Origin of the sequence: Scytonema hofmannii PCC 7110, from assembly GCF_000346485.2 — a bacterium.
In the GTDB taxonomy this organism is placed as follows: Bacteria; Cyanobacteriota; Cyanobacteriia; order Cyanobacteriales; family Nostocaceae; genus Scytonema; species Scytonema hofmannii.
The window spans coordinates 11,598,500-11,615,027 of sequence record NZ_KQ976354.1 but is presented as its reverse complement, the minus strand read 5'-3'; the positions used below and the strand labels follow the sequence as shown (position 1 = coordinate 11,615,027).

General features: G+C 42.9%; 8 protein-coding genes. 4 read left to right on the top strand and 4 right to left on the bottom strand.

Annotation, left to right across the window (positions count from 1 at the left end; genetic code table 11):
* Positions 1–62: 62 nt before the first annotated feature.
* Positions 63–1,799 (bottom strand): potassium-transporting ATPase subunit KdpA, encoded by a 1,737-nt coding sequence (kdpA, locus tag WA1_RS48840; protein WP_017742312.1) that lies wholly within the window; start codon positions 1,797–1,799, stop codon positions 63–65.
* 419 nt (positions 1,800–2,218) lie between these two features.
* Here kdpA and WA1_RS48835 point away from each other — a divergent pair, with 419 nt between their 5' ends.
* Positions 2,219–3,352 (top strand): sensor histidine kinase, encoded by a 1,134-nt coding sequence (locus tag WA1_RS48835; protein ID WP_017742313.1) that lies wholly within the window; start codon positions 2,219–2,221, stop codon positions 3,350–3,352.
* A gap of 283 nt (positions 3,353–3,635) precedes the next feature.
* On the opposite strand, the gene WA1_RS48830 is transcribed toward WA1_RS48835, so the two are convergent.
* Positions 3,636–4,538: a class I SAM-dependent methyltransferase gene (locus tag WA1_RS48830; RefSeq protein WP_017742314.1), complete on the bottom strand. Its 903-nt coding sequence runs from the start codon at positions 4,536–4,538 to the stop codon at positions 3,636–3,638.
* A gap of 193 nt (positions 4,539–4,731) precedes the next feature.
* On the opposite strand from WA1_RS48830, the gene WA1_RS48825 reads away from it, so the two are divergent.
* Positions 4,732–6,243 carry a hydroxysqualene dehydroxylase gene (locus tag WA1_RS48825; RefSeq protein ID WP_017742315.1) on the top strand — a complete coding sequence of 504 codons (1,512 nt, stop codon included), beginning with the start codon at positions 4,732–4,734 and terminating at the stop codon, positions 6,241–6,243.
* Positions 6,244–6,444: 201 nt separating this feature from the next.
* Here WA1_RS48825 and WA1_RS48820 read toward each other — a convergent pair whose 3' ends face one another.
* Together WA1_RS48820 and WA1_RS57890 are read right to left on the bottom strand one after the other, a co-directional pair.
* A complete protein-coding gene (locus WA1_RS48820; RefSeq protein WP_017742316.1) occupies positions 6,445–7,407 on the bottom strand; it encodes a threo-3-hydroxy-L-aspartate ammonia-lyase in 963 nt (320 codons plus the stop codon).
* Between the two features lie 461 nt (positions 7,408–7,868).
* The gene (locus tag WA1_RS57890; RefSeq protein ID WP_017742317.1) at positions 7,869–8,084 is read right to left on the bottom strand and encodes a hypothetical protein; all 216 of its coding nucleotides are present in this window, start codon (positions 8,082–8,084) and stop codon (positions 7,869–7,871) included.
* A 279-nt stretch (positions 8,085–8,363) separates the two neighbouring features.
* Between WA1_RS57890 and WA1_RS48810 the strand changes: the two genes are divergently transcribed.
* Together WA1_RS48810 and WA1_RS48805 are read left to right on the top strand one after the other, a co-directional pair.
* On the top strand, positions 8,364–15,977 hold the full coding sequence (locus WA1_RS48810) for a SpvB/TcaC N-terminal domain-containing protein (protein ID WP_017742318.1): 7,614 nt from the start codon (positions 8,364–8,366) through the stop codon (positions 15,975–15,977).
* Positions 15,974–16,519, top strand: a complete 546-nt coding sequence (locus WA1_RS48805; protein ID WP_017742319.1) for a hypothetical protein — start codon at positions 15,974–15,976, stop codon at positions 16,517–16,519. The genes WA1_RS48810 and WA1_RS48805 overlap by 4 nt, the downstream gene beginning before the upstream one ends.
* The last annotated feature ends 9 nt before the right edge of the window (positions 16,520–16,528 follow it).

Sequence of the window (16,528 nt, the reverse complement as noted above, 5' to 3'; positions counted from 1 at the left end):
GAGGGGACAAGAATTCACCGCTCCCTTCTCCCTTTGGGAGAAGGGTTGGGGATGAGGGCAATTTATCCTTTAATAAAAAACGCTTCCCCAATTGGTCCGAAGGCTAACACTGGAAAGAAGGTTAGTGCGCCTAAGATTAAAATTACACCTGCTGTGACACCTGTAAATAATCCAGTGTCAGTACGCAATGTACCAGAGGTAAAGGGAACAAGCTGTTTTCGAGACATACTATCTGCTAGGAACAGCAAACCGATGATGGGAATATACCTTCCTGCTAACAAACTGAAGCAAGTGCTTAGGTTCCACCATAGGGCAGTTGCAGTCGTTTTTGCACCTGTTGCGATCGCGATAGGTGATGGTTGTGAATCGCCTAAACCTTCAAATCCAGAACCGTTATTAGCAGCAGCTGAGGCGTATTCATAGATAACCTGAGCAAAACCATGGAAGCCCGGATTGCTAATTCCTGCAAGTTGGTCGGGAAATGCTAAGGTAATTCCGGAGGGTATGAGAATGGCGATTGGGTGAACTAAAAGAATTAGAAAACTTGCCAGCACCACTTCACGCTTTTCTATTTTGCGCCCTAAAAATTCTGGTGTCCGTCCTACCATCAAACCTGTCACGAAGACTGCCAAAATGAGGTATGCAAAAAGGTAAGCTGTTCCCGTACCTTGTCCTCCAAAGACAATTTGAAGGAACATATTGGAGAGAGTTACGAACCCACCATTAGGCATAAATGAGTCATGCAAGCTATTCACAGCACCACACATACTTGCGGTGGTAATTGCTGCATATAAAGCAGATTGCGCCCAACCAAATCGGACTTCCTTACCCTCTAAATTTGGTTGTGAACTGCCTAAGATCGCATTTACAGCAGGATTACCATTGAATTCACCAATGGCTGTAACAATGACAAAGGCTATGAGAATTGCCACCGGAATGCTATAAACTAACCAAGCTTGTTTAAGATTATTGGCAAAGATACCGTATGTGTAAATGAGTGAAGCAGGTATTGAAAGAATTGCCACAAGCTGGATGAGGTTGGTGAAGCCATTTGGATTTTCAAATGGGTGTGCTGAGTTGATAGCAAAAAAGCCACCGCCATTTTCACCTAGTTCTTTGATGATTTCATAATGGGCAACAGGACCGCGAGCGATCGCTTGACTGATGGTAGGGTTTTCTAAGGTAGGAACTACAACAGGACCAGCTAGAGTTTCTGGAATACCAGCCGCAATTAGAACGATGGTGCCGACAATGCTAATAGGCAGTAAAATCCGAGTAATTGCCCGAATTAAGTCTACATAAAAGTTACCCAACGGTCTACCCGTTAACCCACGAATAAAAGCAATGCCAACTGCCAAACCCGTTGCTGCTGAGGTAAACATATGATACCCCAATCCCCACATTTGGCTGGCATAGCTCATGTAGGTTTCCCCAGAGTAATGCTGCTGGTTGGTATTGGTGATAAAGGAGATGGTGGTATGCAATGCTGTATCCCACGTAGGCGCACCTACACCCGTTGGATTGAAAGGCAGCCATCCCTGACTCATAATGATGAAGAATATCAGCAATGCCATCACTATATTGCTGTATACAATTGCTCGTGCATACTGCAGTCCCGTCATGTCTTCTTTGGCTCTAACCCCAACCAAAGAATAAAGGACTCGCTCAACTGGGTTTAAAAAAGGGTCGAGAAATGTGCTTTGCTCCTGAAAGACACGCGCTATATAACGTCCAAAAAAGGGTGTAATCGCTACCACAATCAGTAGCGTTAATACAATTTGAATCCATCCCTGTAACATGAGTTTAATCAAACTCCAATATTAGTAAGTCTGTTGTTCTAAATCTCAGAAAAAAGTATTTTGCCGTTAAAAAGCTAACAACTCACATAAAAAAAATTGCATACTTCAATTTAATCATGGAGCTTTTATTAACAAATGACAAGATATAAATTTACATTTATTACTTGGTTATGCATTAGGATATACTTCTTTACCCAGAACTCGTTTAGTTCACTAAACACATATATATCTACAAGTATAGAACAGATAAAATGTCAAATGAATTTAGCATTTTAAACTAAAAAATGCTAAAAATTTGAAAATTTGTTAGCTTTAGTAAATAGTTTTTTAAATTTATCTATCGATTGCATGAAAATTTAGAACCCCGACTTCTTTAAGAAGTCAGGGTTCTGGACAAAAATCATATAGGATTCCTATAAATGGTACCTTTTAAACTTGCTATTTATGTCACAGACCCTCGTTGGCGTACATTCTGTCTCATTGTTGCGATGTTTGCTATTGTTGGGCTGCTAGAGTTTGTAACTCCGCCAGACTACGTATTCGGTTACCTCTACATTGCGCCTATTCTATTGGCAAATCCTCGCTTCAATCGAATGGCAACAATACAAGTCACTCTGGCGGCGTGTTTTCTTACGATGGTCAACATTTGGGTTCCGGGGAACGACGTTGTGAGCTTCTCCACAATTGCAAGCAGATTAATTGCTATCGTAGCACTCGTGGTCACTAGTATTCTGAGCGATCGCAACCGAGTTTACCAAAAAGTCCTCTTACAACAACAAGCAAAACTTCAAGCTCAAGAAAAACTAGCTAGCGTGCGAGAAGACTTTGCTTCTACTTTAACCCACGACCTAAAAACTCCCTTACTTGGGGCAATTGAAACCTTGCAAGCATTGGAGCGAGAAAATTTTGGTCCTGTGGTTTCCGCACAAAAGAAAGTCATCGCTACCATGATTCGCAGTCATCAAACCAGTTTACAAATGGTAGAAACGCTTTTAGATGTTTATCGTAACGACCTAGAGGGGTTAAAGTTAGAGTTGGCACCAGTTAATTTGGTTGTCATTGCGGAGGAAGCCGCCACAACCTTGATTGGGCTAGCTTCTAGTCGTCGAGTTTACATTACATTTAACTATGGGGAATCAGACTTTCGCAAGTACCTCTGGGTTGAAGGAGATGCTTTCCAGTTGCAACGAGTTTTCACCAATCTTCTCACCAATGCCATTAACCACACTCCTAGAGGTGGCAAAATAGAAGTTGTGCTGGAACCTGGTTCTTCTTATCAAACGGCTAAAGTCATGGATACCGGGGCGGGAATTACCCCAGAAGAACTACCACATCTGTTTGAGCGATTTTATCAAGGACACAGCGATCGTCATGCAAAAGGTTCGGGATTGGGGTTATATTTAACTCGTCAGATAATTGCAGCCCATGGGGGTACAATCTGGGCAGAAAATCGCAGTCCTCACGGTGCAATTTTTGCATTTCGCCTCCCCGTCTTGCCATTTCACAATGCTTCTTTAAAATTCAACAATCTCGCAGAAGACCTGTTAGATTGATGAGTGGTAGTTAGCAATTTTTAAAGAAGGCATTATTGTTCGAGAATTAGCTCTATGAATAAGAAAACTGTCAAAGAAAAATTCTACTATCTTGTGGGACGGGCATCCTTGCCTGTTCTTGTATAATGACGGGCAAGATGCCCATTCTTGTATAATGGCGGGCAAGATGCCCGCACCACAAGATATGTAGGCAGATTTCATCTGCGTGCATCTGCGTGCATCTGCGGTTAATTACTCATTTTTTGAACTTTTACAAGAAGGCTATCGTTTGATTTGAAAGCCTTTAAACTAGTTGAGTACTATAAGCATTAAAGCCGTAAGCAAAAGTTTCTTTCATAGAAGCCGATGAAGGTTTTAAACGACTGTTGATTGCTTTAGAAAAAGGCACTCGGATACCTTTGATTGTTTCTGGAACAATAGCATACTCTTGTGTTGGTTCGACAATATATTGCGGACACTTCGCTTTTATCCCAGAAGCATCTAACATCGCTGTAATTTCATCTGCAGAGTATTGTTTGAGATACACTGCGTTTTTGACAGGACTTAACTTTCTCACAACATTGTGGATTTTATGGGATGGGCAAGCTTTATTGTGGAAAGAATGATTGAAAACAAAAGTTCCTCCGGGCTTGAGGACGCGAGACATTTCTACCATAAGGGTTCTAATTTGTACCTCTGGTATATGCATAAATACACAGTTAGAAATGATTAAGTCTACAGAATTATCTTCTAGAGGTAACAGTTCAGCCGAGGCACAAATAATAAAAAATTCTGCTCCAGGAAAAAAATCATACTCCTGCTTACACTTTAGTAAACGGCGCAGTAGAGGCTCTGAAATATCAATACCGTAATATTTCTGGCATTGCAAGTTCTTATCTTTTGATAAAAACAATGGAATTCTCCCGTAACCGCAACCAATCTCAAGAATAGAATCAACTGATTTATTGAGCGGAAACTTATTCCAAGTCTCTCCAGGTCTTCCGGTGAGGAGAGTGTAATCTTGTTTCAGTGGCGATGTCTCCTCAGCTTGTTCAATTTTTTGAGAGCCGTAGTAAGTTTTCCCAATTCTGTCCCATCTTTGTTTTTGCTCTGTACTGTTCAAATCTTCGTAGTCTTTGGGAAAATAAATGCCATCTCTAACTTGAAAGTCATTGAGAGTGGCTTTAGCATTTACTGATGAATTCATTCTGACTGCTCCTAACCAAAGGATGAATATGTTCTTGGTTATACTCCGAAGCCAAGATTACCCGCAACTGTTTTTTTAGCGATTTCTTTTGAACTCAATTTTGTTTGTCAGTATATTTCACTAAAAAAAATTAAACCTACCACAGCCCACCTGAAAATTTTATATTGGATAATAGACATAAACGGAGGCTAGTATGGCAGAAGTGTCACATAGTAAACGGGTGGTAGTTGTTGGTGCGGGATGGGCTGGTTTAGGAGCAACTTACCACTTAGCCAAACAAGGGTATGACGTGACACTTTTAGAAGCAGGTTCTTATCCAGGTGGTTTGGTCGCAGGTTGGAAAACAGCAGCAGGACGTTCCGTGGAAGCGGGTATTCATGGCTTTTGGTATCCATATAGGAATATCTTTGCCTTAATCGATGAATTGGAAATTAACCCTTTTACCACTTGGACTCGTTCGTCTCAATATTCACCCTTGGGATTGGAAGTTGAATCACCGATTTTTCAAAACTTACCGCGACTCCCAACACCCTTAGGAACTTTTCTCTACACCCAGTTTAAGCGCTTGCCACTTATCGATCGCATGAGCGCCCTACCTTTACTCTACGCCGTTATCGATTTCGATAATTCCGATGAAGCATGGCGGCGTTATGACTTTGTGACAGCCCGCGAATTATTCAAAGATTTTGGTGTTTCTGCACGGCTTTACCGCGAATCTTTTGAACCCATGTTACTGGTGGGCTTGTTTGCACCTGGGGAACAATGCTCTGCAGCAGCAGCTATAGGGATGCTTTACTATTTTATCCTGGCGCATCAACCAGATTTTGACGTTGTTTGGTGTCGGGGAACTGTAGGAGAAAAAATCTTTCGCCCTTGGGTAGAACGTATAGAACAAGCTGGAGCCAAGGTACTGGCAAACCGTCGCGTCACCGACCTAATGGTTGATAGTGAGAATCGAGCAACAGGGGTTGTTTGTGGAGATGAAGTTTTTGATACCGATGCAGTGATTTTTGCTGTTGGGATCGCGGGTATGAAAAAGATTCTTGCCAACAGCCCCAGCTTGCAAAGTCGAGAAGAATTCCGCAATGTGGGCAATTTAGGAGCAATTGATGTTCTCGCAACTCGGCTGTGGTTTGACCGCAAAATTGATATTCAGCGTCCTTCCAATGCTTGTTTTGGATTTGATGCAACCACAGGCTGGACATTTTTTGATTTAAATGCATTGCATGACGAGTACCGTAACGAACCGGGAACCGTTGTTGAAGTTGATTTTTATCACGCCAATCAGTTTCTTTCGTTGGAGAATGAGGAAATTGTACAGACAGTCCAGCGTTATTTAACAACTTGCGTACCAGCATTTGGGGAAGCAAAAGTTAGCGATCGCAGTGTGATTCGTTTACCACAGGCGGTTTCTCACTTTGCTCCTGGTAGCTATCGCTATATGTTACCAGCAAGGACAAGTTTTAAAAACGTGTTTATGAGTGGTGATTGGATTGTGAACCGTCATGGTTCATGGTCGCAGGAAAAGGCTTATGTGACGGGATTGGAAGCGGCGAATTTAGTGGTTTCTTATTTGGGAGAGGGTTCGCCTGCACAAATTATACCTGTGGAGGTAGATGAGGCTCACATCCAACTGGCAAGAATTGCGAACAGAACTGCACGTCAAATTGGTAAATCGATTTTACCAGAGTTTTGGTTACCTTAACAGTGACCAGTGACCAGTGACCAGTGACCAAGTGTAAAGCGGTACAAGTTTTAAAATTATAGTTACGGAAAACATGGTTAATTAACCGCAGATGAACGCTGATGTACGCAGATGAAATCTATAATTTGTGCAAAAAATCTATTGTTCAAATATGGGGATTAACTGGTCACTGATTACTGGTCACTGGTCACTGGTCACTGGTCACTGATGACTGGTCACTGATTTTAAATCTACGTTACCACCAGTAATAATTACGCCAACTCTAGCCCCTGGTGCTTTCACAACACCTTCCAATAAAGCTGCGGCGGCTAGGACTCCAGTTGGTTCAACGACAATTTTGAGACGTTCCCATAAAAAGAACATGGTGCGAACAATAGCTTCCTCAGATACGGTGACCATATCATCAACGTAATGCAGTACCAATGGGAAAGTAATTTTCCCTAGAGAAGGAGTACGCGCACCATCAGCAATGGTATCGGGATTGTCTACTGTTTGCAAAGTTTTGGTGTGAAAGGAACGTGTTGCATCGTCAGCAAGGGCTGGTTCTACTCCAATGATCCGACAATTGGGTAAAGCTGCTTTGGTTGCAACAGCGCAACCTGAGAGTAAACCGCCACCACCGCAACACACTAACAGTAAGTCTAGTTCACCAACTTCCTCAATGAGTTCTTTGGCTGCTGTACCTTGTCCCGCTACGATATGAGGATGATCGTAGGGAGGAATTAGTGTCAGCGCCTTTTCTTTTAGTAGATTGTGGGCTAATTCTTCTCTGTTGGTTTGCTTGCGATTATACAAAATTACCTCAGCACCATAACCGCGAGTGGCGTCTAGTTTAACAGATGGGGCGTCATCTGGCATGGCGACTGTGGTAGGAATTTTGAGGAGTTGTCCGGCGAGTGCTATTCCTTGAGCGTGATTTCCAGATGAAAAGGTGAGTACACCTTTTTGTTTCTGTTCTTTTGGTAATTGTGATAAGGCGTTGTATGCACCTCTAAACTTAAATGACCCCGTGCGTTGAAAGTTTTCGCATTTAAAGAATACCTGAGAGTGAGTGCGATCGCTCACAGTTCTTGAGGTCAGAACGGGGGTGCGGTGAGCAACACCAGCCAACCGTTTGGCTGCGGCTTCTACATCAGTTATGGTGACGGCAAGATGCTGTGACATATGACCTCCTAGCACATTATAAGTGTAAACCCACAGTCTCTTGTTGCAAAGCCTCTTGCCCATTGCCTAATTTCATCAGATCCAGTGTACGCATTTCATGATGGCTACTTAATGCAAGCAAAAAGTACCCCAGAGGGTACCTGAAAATTACAGAAATGTTTTGTAGTACTTAAATAACAAGATTTAATTGTTTTTGTGTTCAAGCTTATCGACACCTGCTCAGCGTTCAAAATCAAGTGAAGTGTATTGTGTATAAGATAACACAATGGAGGAATGTATTTTGTTTAAATTTTCAGGATATTATTTAATCGTTAAAACAACGATAGTAGAAACAAGCTTATAGGATTAGTGTTATCGCCTAACTGTAAATATTGTAAATATTTTTGAACAATGAAGTTGATATCCAATAATTTGCTGCAAAATCAAACATAGATACATAAAAGTATTTCCTTCAGGGTTAATTATTTTTTAGTTTCATCTACTGTATTTGATGAGAAACAAGCAAGTAAGTAAATATGCTCGGCAAAAGTCTCTGAATAAGCCAATTGGGCATAAATAAACCAACTATTATTGTTGTTGTTGAGCATTGCACATTGTGAAATGATTCTCTCGTTTCTACAAATAAAATGCTGATTGCTTATTGCAACAATACTGGCTTTTGCCAGCTTTGTTGACATCAATTGAGTTTATCCAAGCTCAAGATAATCAGTATTTATAGATGTCGATAATTCATTCCCTAATTTGTGTAAAGCTTAAAAATTTTTGAAGCAAAATTTTTAATTGTTCTATTTGGGAAATATATATTTATATTTGTTTGTTTGACGAAGTTTTTGAAGGCGAGAGATGAAAATATTTTTAACAAGTATTTGGTTGCCTTTCCTGAGATTCATTCATGTCAGACATGGGAATTGGCCATTGATTAAATCCAGTTTCAATAATTTCAAAGGGATAGATTTATGCTCGATCGCCCAAGCCAAAATGATAAAAACCAAACTACAGAGCAGGATAAAAACTATTTTGCACCTCCCCAGGCTGTCTCTTTACCCAAGGGGGGCGGTGCTATTAAAGGTATGGGTGAAAAGTTTGCAGCCAACCCCGTGACTGGAACTGGCTCCGTGAGTGTGCCTATAGCTACTACTCCCAGTCGCTCTGAATTTGCTCCCCAGCTTTCGCTTTCTTATGATTCGGGTGCTGGTAATGGCGTATTTGGTTTTGGTTGGAACTTGTCCCTCCCTTCAATTACACGCAAAACAGATAAAGGTTTGCCCCGCTATCAAGATTTAGAGGAGTCTGATGTCTTTATTCTCTCTGGTGCAGAAGATTTGGTACCAGTGCTGAAAACTGATGGGACGGTGGATGAAACTCTGCGGGATGGGTATTGTATTCGCAAGTACCGTCCTCGGATTGAGGGACTATTTGCACGAATTGAACGCTGGACAAAATTAGATTCGGGAGAAATTCACTGGCGAGCGCTCTCCAAAGATAACATTACGACGCTGTACGGCAAGACCACAGAAAGCCGCATTGCCAACCCTAGCGAACCAACGCATATTTTTAGCTGGCTGATTTGTGAAAGCTACGATGATAAGGGTAATGCCATCACCTACGAATACAAGGCAGAAAATTCGCAGGGTGTGGATACAGCACAAGCACGCGAACACAATCGTACCTCAGAAAGTCGTTCTGCCAACCGTTATCTGAAGCGAATTAAATATGGAAATCAAGTTTCTCGTCTGCTTCAGCCTAATGTCGCAGTGACAGATTGGCTGTTTGAAGTGGTATTTGACTACGGAGAACACGATTTAAGTAACCCCAAACCGGATGACTCTGGAGAGTGGTCAATTCGCAACGATCCGTTTTCCTCTTGTCGGGCTGGTTTTGAAGTTCGCACCTATCGCCTTTGCCAAAGAGTGTTGATGTTTCATCACTTTCCGAATGAAGCAAATGTTGGGCGAGATTGTTTGGTGCGATCGCTAGACTTTACTTATTCCTACGAACAAAATCCTACCAATGCCCGCAATCCTATTTACTCATTATTACTTTCAGTAACGCAGACGGGATACAAACGAAATCCTGAAGGCGGTTATATTCAGAAATCTTTACCTCCTGTGGAATTTACTTACAGTGAAGCTAATATTGATGAGAAGGTACGTGAAGTCGAGCCAGCCAGTCTAGAAAATCTGCCCCAAGGGATGGATGGCGTGCGGTATCAGTGGGTCGATTTGGATGGAGAAGGATTGTCGGGGATTTTGACCGAGCAAGGTAATAGTTGGTTTTATAAGCGCAATCTCAGCCCAGTGAATACCATCCAAATTGATGGTTCTAAGCATATTGAAGCACTCTTTGCTCCAGTTGAGTTAGTCCTCAGTCAACCTGCGATCGCTCTCAATAATGGCGCACAATTTCTCGATCTAGCAGGGGATGGTCAACTTGACTTGGTAGCTTTACGCAGTCCAACTCCCGGTTTTTACGAACGGACTCATGAGGAAAGTTGGGAACCATTTATTGCCTTTAAGTCTTTACCTAAAGTGGATTGGGATAACCCGAATTTGAAGTTTATCGATCTTGATGGAGATGGACGCAGCGACATTCTAATTACAGAAGATGATTGTTTTGTTTGGCATCCATCCTTAGCAGAAGATGGGTTTGGAGCAGCAGAACGGGTACATCAACCTTGGGATGAGGAGAAAGGACCTCGTATCGTGTTTTTTGACAGTACTCAGTCAATTTACTTGGCGGATATGTCGGGGGATGGGCTGACGGATATTGTGCGAATTCGTAACGGGGAGGTATGTTATTGGTCTAACTTGGGCTATGGACGGTTTGGGGCAAAAGTGACCATGGATAATGCCCCCTGGTTTGATGCACCCGATTTGTTCGATCGACGTCGGATTGTGTTGGCGGATATTGATGGTTCTGGGACAACGGATATTCTGTACCTGAGTGGAGAAGGGGTACAAGTCTATTTCAATCAGTCGGGGAACAGTTGGGCAGCAAAGCGAGTTTTGAAAGGTTTTCCTGCGATCGATAGTATTGTTTCGGTAACTGCGCTTGACTTGTTAGGGAATGGGACAGCTTGTTTGGTGTGGTCTTCGCCATTACTGGGAAGTACAACCCGTGTCATGCGGTATATCGATTTGATGGGTGGACAAAAGCCTCACCTGTTGATTAAGACAGCAAACAACTTAGGTGCAGAAACTGTTGTGCAGTATGCACCTTCTACTAAGTTCTACTTGCAAGACAAGTTGGCGGGTCAGCCTTGGATTACAAAATTGCCTTTCCCGGTGCATGTGGTGGAGCGAGTGGAGACTTACGATCGCATCAGCCGCAATCGCTTTGTGACTCGTTACGCCTATCACCACGGTTACTTCGATGGCGTGGAGCGAGAATTTCGTGGCTTTGGTATGGTGGAGCAGTGGGATACAGAGGAGATTGGAACAATTCAATCTGGAGAGGTATCATCTGACACTACTAATCTGGATGTAGCTTCTTTTGTTCCACCTATCCATACCAAGACTTGGTTTCACAATGGAGCATATCTCGAACGGGACAAAATTTCGCACTTGTTTGTTCGTGAGTATTACCAGGGAGATGTCCTAGCGACACTACTACCAGATACGCTATTGCCAAAAGGTTTGACGTTGGAAGAAGAGCGAGAAGCGTGTCGAGCGTTGAAAGGGTCTATCTTGCGACAAGAGATTTATGCTGATGATGAAACAGAGAAAAGTCAGCATCCCTACAGTGTTTCAGAGCAGAATTACACGATCGAGCGAGTGCAGTCAAAGAGTGTAAATCGTCACGCAGTTTTCTTTGTCCATCCACGCGAGACAATCAATTACCAATACGAGCGCAATCCAGTCGATCCGCGTGTCGGTCATCAGGTCATCTTACAGGTTGATGAATATGGCAATGTTTTGAAGTCTGTAGAGATCGGATATGGACGGCGTCATTCATTGTTACAAGATTCTGAAGAGCGAGTCAAACAAACCCAAACGCTGGTTATTTATAACGAGAATCGATTCACCAATGCAGTCCAAGAAGACGATGATTATCGCACACCACTACCCTATGAATCCCACAGTTACGAGCTAACGGGACATGGGTATTGTGAGAGCGATCGCCCCTCGTTAGTCGATCTATTGCACGCAGTTCAAACGGCTACTCCTCTGGAGTACCAAATGCAACCAGATGGCAGTTTGCAGAAACGATTGATTGAAAAAGTACGAACGCTTTATCGCAAGAACGACCTCTCGAATGCTCTTCCACTGGGCGTGCTGGAATCACTCGCATTGCCTTACGAAAGTTACAAGTTGGCATTTACAAGCGATTTGCTAGCACAGGTGTATGGCGATCGCGTCACGGATGAAATGCTGACTGAAGGTGGCTATATTCACAGCGAAGATGATTCTAACTGGTGGATTCCATCTGGGCGAGTTTTTCATCATCCAGAACTCAATGCAAGTTCTTCCCAGGAATTAGCCCTTGCCCAAGAGCACTTTTTCCTACCCCATCGCTTTGAAGACCCCTTCCAAAATAGCACAAAGGTTGAATATGACAGTTACGATCTGCTAGTGACAACAACTCGTGATGCTGTCAGCAATGAAGTCAAAGCCGAGCATGACTACCGCGTAATGCAGCCCAAGGTCACGATTGACCCAAACCAAAACCGGGCTGAAGTTGTGTTCGATATCCTGGGAATGGTGGCGGGTAGTGCGATCTTGGGTAAAGTTCTTGAAGGTGAGTCAGATAGTGGTGATTCATTGGATGGGTTTGCTACAGATTTAAGTGACGAACAACTGCAAGCTTTTCTGCAACAGCCAAGAGCAAGAGCACAGCAGCTTTTGGGTAATGCAACAACCCGCACCATTTACGATTTACATCGCTTTCAGAATTCGGGTCAACCTGTGTTTGCAGCAACTATTGCTCGCGAACAACACGTCAATTCATCCGAAGGAATAGATTCTCCCGTTCAAGTGACGTTTGTTTATTCCGATGGCTTTGGGCGGGAAGTGCAGACAAAAGTACAGGCAGAACCGGGAAATGCACCACAACGAGAATCGAATACAGATAATCCCGATAGACCTGGCAAATTAATTTTAGAAAATGGTAAGCCCAAATTGGCATCAACCGATCCTCGTTGGGTAGGAAATGGGCGCACAGTTTATAACAACAAAGGCAAATCCATCAAACAATACGAACCCTTTTTCAGTTCGACTCATTTGTATGAATCAGAACCAGAAATGGTGATGGCTGGGGTGACGCCTATTTTGTTTTACGATCCGGCGGAACGGGTTGTCGCAACACTCCATCCCAATCACACCTTTGAAAAGGTTGTGTTCGATCCTTGGCAGCAAACTACTTGGGATGTAAATGATACGGTGTTAATAGCCGATCCAAAAACGGATGAGGATGTCGGTAGCTTTTTTGAGCGGTTGCCAGAAACAGATTATTTACCAACCTGGTATAACTTACGCACCGATCCAACAAAGGCTTTAAAAGAATGGTCTGATGTGGATCGGGAAGGACGTGCTTATCCTGAAAATGCCCAAATTCGCACTGCTGAAAAATCAGCTGCAAAGAAAGCAGCCAAGCACGCTAGCACTCCAACAGTTGCTCATTTAGATTCGCTGGGACGCACGTTTTTGACGATCGCCGATAATGGCGATGCAGGTAAATATGAAACTCGTGTTGAACTGGATATTGAAGGCAATCAGCGATCTGTAATGGATGCCCGTGGGCGCAATGTCATGACCTATGACTATGACATACTGGGTGGGCGGATTCATCAGGTGAGTATGGATGCAGGCGAACGGTGGATACTCAACGATGTCATGGGTAAGTCTATTTATGGCTGGGATAGTCGAGGGCATAGACTGCACCATCAGTATGATGCTCTGCGCCGTCCAACACGGTTATACGTGTATAAAAATTTAGTAACACGATTGGCAGAACAGATTGTCTACGGTGAAGAACAGCCAAATGACATCCAACTCAATTTGCGAGGAAAAGCTTATCAACAGTTTGATGGGGCAGGTATTGTTACTAGTGAAAATTATGACTTCAAAGGGAATTTGTTAAGTGCTCGTCGCCAGTTCTTACAGAACTACAAAGATGATGTTGACTGGTTGGAATTTCCTGAATTGGAAAGTGGCTCCTTTAGCAGCAGTACCACTTATGATGCTCTCAACCGTCCTGTCATATTGACTACACCAGACCGGAGTGTGATTCGACCCACTTATAACGAAGCGAATTTATTGAATGCGATCGATGCTAATTTGCAGGGTAAACAGGAAAATAATGAAGCCATCTGGACAGCTTTTGTAAAAAATATTAATTACAACGAAAAAGGTCAACGAGAAATTATTGAATATGGTAACAATACACAAACCAGTTATGAATACGATCCAAAAACATTTCGGCTAATTCATTTATTAACAACTCGTTCAACAGAGCGCGCGCGATTGCAAGATTTGCGGTATACCTACGACCCATCTGGCAATATTACCCAAATTATCGATAACGCTCAACAAGATATCTATTTTAATAACCAGGTTGTTTCACCAACAGCCAACTATGTTTACGACGCAATCTATCAGTTAATTGCTGCAGATGGACGCGAACATATTGGACAAGTCACTACACCTCAACCTACCTGGGATGACAAATTTTGGGTGAATTTGCCCCATCCTAACGATGGGCAAGCGATGCGTCGTTACAGTGAAGAATATCAATATGATGCTGTTGGTAATATTGAGCAAGTTATCCATTATTTAGGAAGTTTATCTAATTCAACAGAGTGTACTGGAGCAGTTGCTTGGAAGCGCACTTACGCTTACGACGAACCAAACGAAATCCCCCAAAATAATCGTTTAACCAGCACAACAGTAGGAACTACGGTAGCAGGAACAATTCACGAGCAATACACCTATGATGCACATGGCAATATGATTGCTATGCCGCATTTAGCAGAGATGAATTGGGACTTTAAAGACCAGTTGCAACGAGTAGATTTAGGTGGTGGTGGCACTGCTTACTATGTGTATGATGCAGCAGGAAAACGAGTTCGCAAAGTGATTGAGCGACAAAATGGGACTTGTCAAAAAGAGCGGTTTTATCTGGATGGAGTTGAGGTCTATCGAGAATATGACGGAAGTGGAGAAACAGTTACACTAGAACGTGAAACACTACACATTTTGGATGACAAACAGCGTATTGCTGTAATTGAAACCCGCACTCAGGGTAATGATGGTTCGCTCATTCAACTCATCCGCTTCCAACTCAGTAACCACCTCAGTTCTGCAACACTAGAATTGGATGTTCAAGGTTCAATCATTTCCTATGAAGAGTACTATCCCTTTGGTAGCACATCCTATCAGTCCAGTAGAAGTGCCGCAGAAGTCGGGTTAAAACGTTATCGCTACACAGGTAAAGAGCGGGATGAAGAAAGTGGACTGTACTATCATGGGGTAAGATATTACGCACCATGGTTGGCACGATGGACGAGTGTTGACCCAGCAATTGTTTCTGGGCAAGGGGGGCAAAGATTCGATCAATCATATCAATATGTTGAAAATCGACCATTAATTGCGTTAGATCCTGATGGAGGTATTATTTGGTTTGCAGTAGCAGGTATTGTAGCAATAGCATCCTTAACAATTGTTAGCGATGCCAATGCACCAGAAAATGAAGAACAGGCGCGTAACGCTAAGCCGAGTATCTCTGAATTTGAGTTTGCAACTCGGACTGCTGTAATTGGTGCATCATGGTTTACTGGGGGTAGTGCTGCAAATATAATTCTCAAAGGTACTGGCTCGAAAATCCTTGCAGGTATGGGAGGTGGAGTCGTCAGTGGAGTAGGAGCACCAGCAGATCTTCTTGTATCGGATCTATTTCGCGGTGAAATGAGTTCTGCTTCCGACTACGGTGAGCGCACTCTTTTCGGAATAGGTGGAGGATTAGTGTTAGGAGGATTGTTTGGAGCGGGATCTCGAGTACTCTTTGGTCCTGCAAAACCACCGCCAGGTGGTTTTGGGTGGGATAACGTTTTCGGAAAACCGCCAGTACCACCACCACCACCTCTAAAAATCTGGCAAGATTTCCTCCCACAGGCGGAAAAACGACTTGCTGATGCCTATAGCAAATACGGTGGTAGAGGTGTCTTAAACATAGCACCAAGATCTTTTCCCAATCAACAGTCTGAGCTACTTGCACAAGAACTGGAAGTAGCACAAAGCTTAGGTGTTAGACCTGTAAGACCATCAGATCCTGGTTTTGAGGAAATAGCAAATTCAGGAAGAATAAAATGGGCTGTTTCTGAAGAGGGAGAGCTATTGACCGTTCCACACACCGTTGAAGGGCAGGAAATTTCTCATGCTGTAATCACTAGTGGAAAACCTGTACTTGCCGCCGGTGAAGCTGATATTGCAGTAGGTGGAGGAGTACGTTTTGGAACAGAAATTACACCACGCAGTGGACATTTCCTTTATGGAGTAGATGAAGCAACAAATACAAGCATATTAGAGATTGGAAGAACATTTTTCAAAAAATTTGGAATCGAGTTTCCTAAATGAATAATTCTGGTGCTACTCAATTACTAAATTATTTGGCTCAACAAGAGCCTATGGAAGTGCAAAACTGGTTTGAGCAAGTTTTGCAACATCAGCTAGAGGTACCAAGCCATTTCAACTGGCTGGGATTAGCTGAGGCAGCTTCACTCAATGCACGAGTGAAGAATGATTTGAATTGGGCTAAGGTTGCTGTTCATATCTATGACTATCTTGAGCAAACAGCAGACTCCCGCGAAAAAATGGCATTGTCCCTTTCATCTATGAATTTAAGGGCTTATTTCATAGGAAAATTTGGCGTTGTTCGTGGAGATGTTGTACTCGATCTTAGTCGGATTGTTCAGTGGTTTATAGCGGGATTACCTTTATCTATCGAGCAAGCTACTGAGGATGCTAATAGATGGATGGATCTGACTATTGAAAGGATACGAGCATTACGAGACCTCAAAAATCAACTAGCGGTTTTTGAGGGATTAGCTAACAATAATTTACTTGAGAATTATCCGGAGTTAAATAATTGGCTCCAGTTGAGAAGCAAATTGCCATAAGAATAAATT

Bases quoted from the DNA above. Each gene is read 5' to 3' on its own strand.
- kdpA (WP_017742312.1), bottom strand. From the start codon at position 1,799: ATGTTACAGGGATGGATTCAAATTGTATTAACGCTACTGATTGTGGTA.
- WA1_RS48835 (WP_017742313.1), top strand. From the start codon at position 2,219: ATGGTACCTTTTAAACTTGCTATTTATGTCACAGACCCTCGTTGGCGT.
- WA1_RS48830 (WP_017742314.1), bottom strand. From the start codon at position 4,538: ATGAATTCATCAGTAAATGCTAAAGCCACTCTCAATGACTTTCAAGTT.
- WA1_RS48825 (WP_017742315.1), top strand. From the start codon at position 4,732: ATGGCAGAAGTGTCACATAGTAAACGGGTGGTAGTTGTTGGTGCGGGA.
- WA1_RS48820 (WP_017742316.1), bottom strand. From the start codon at position 7,407: ATGTCACAGCATCTTGCCGTCACCATAACTGATGTAGAAGCCGCAGCC.
- WA1_RS57890 (WP_017742317.1), bottom strand. From the start codon at position 8,084: ATGTCAACAAAGCTGGCAAAAGCCAGTATTGTTGCAATAAGCAATCAG.
- WA1_RS48810 (WP_017742318.1), top strand. From the start codon at position 8,364: ATGCTCGATCGCCCAAGCCAAAATGATAAAAACCAAACTACAGAGCAG.
- WA1_RS48805 (WP_017742319.1), top strand. From the start codon at position 15,974: ATGAATAATTCTGGTGCTACTCAATTACTAAATTATTTGGCTCAACAA.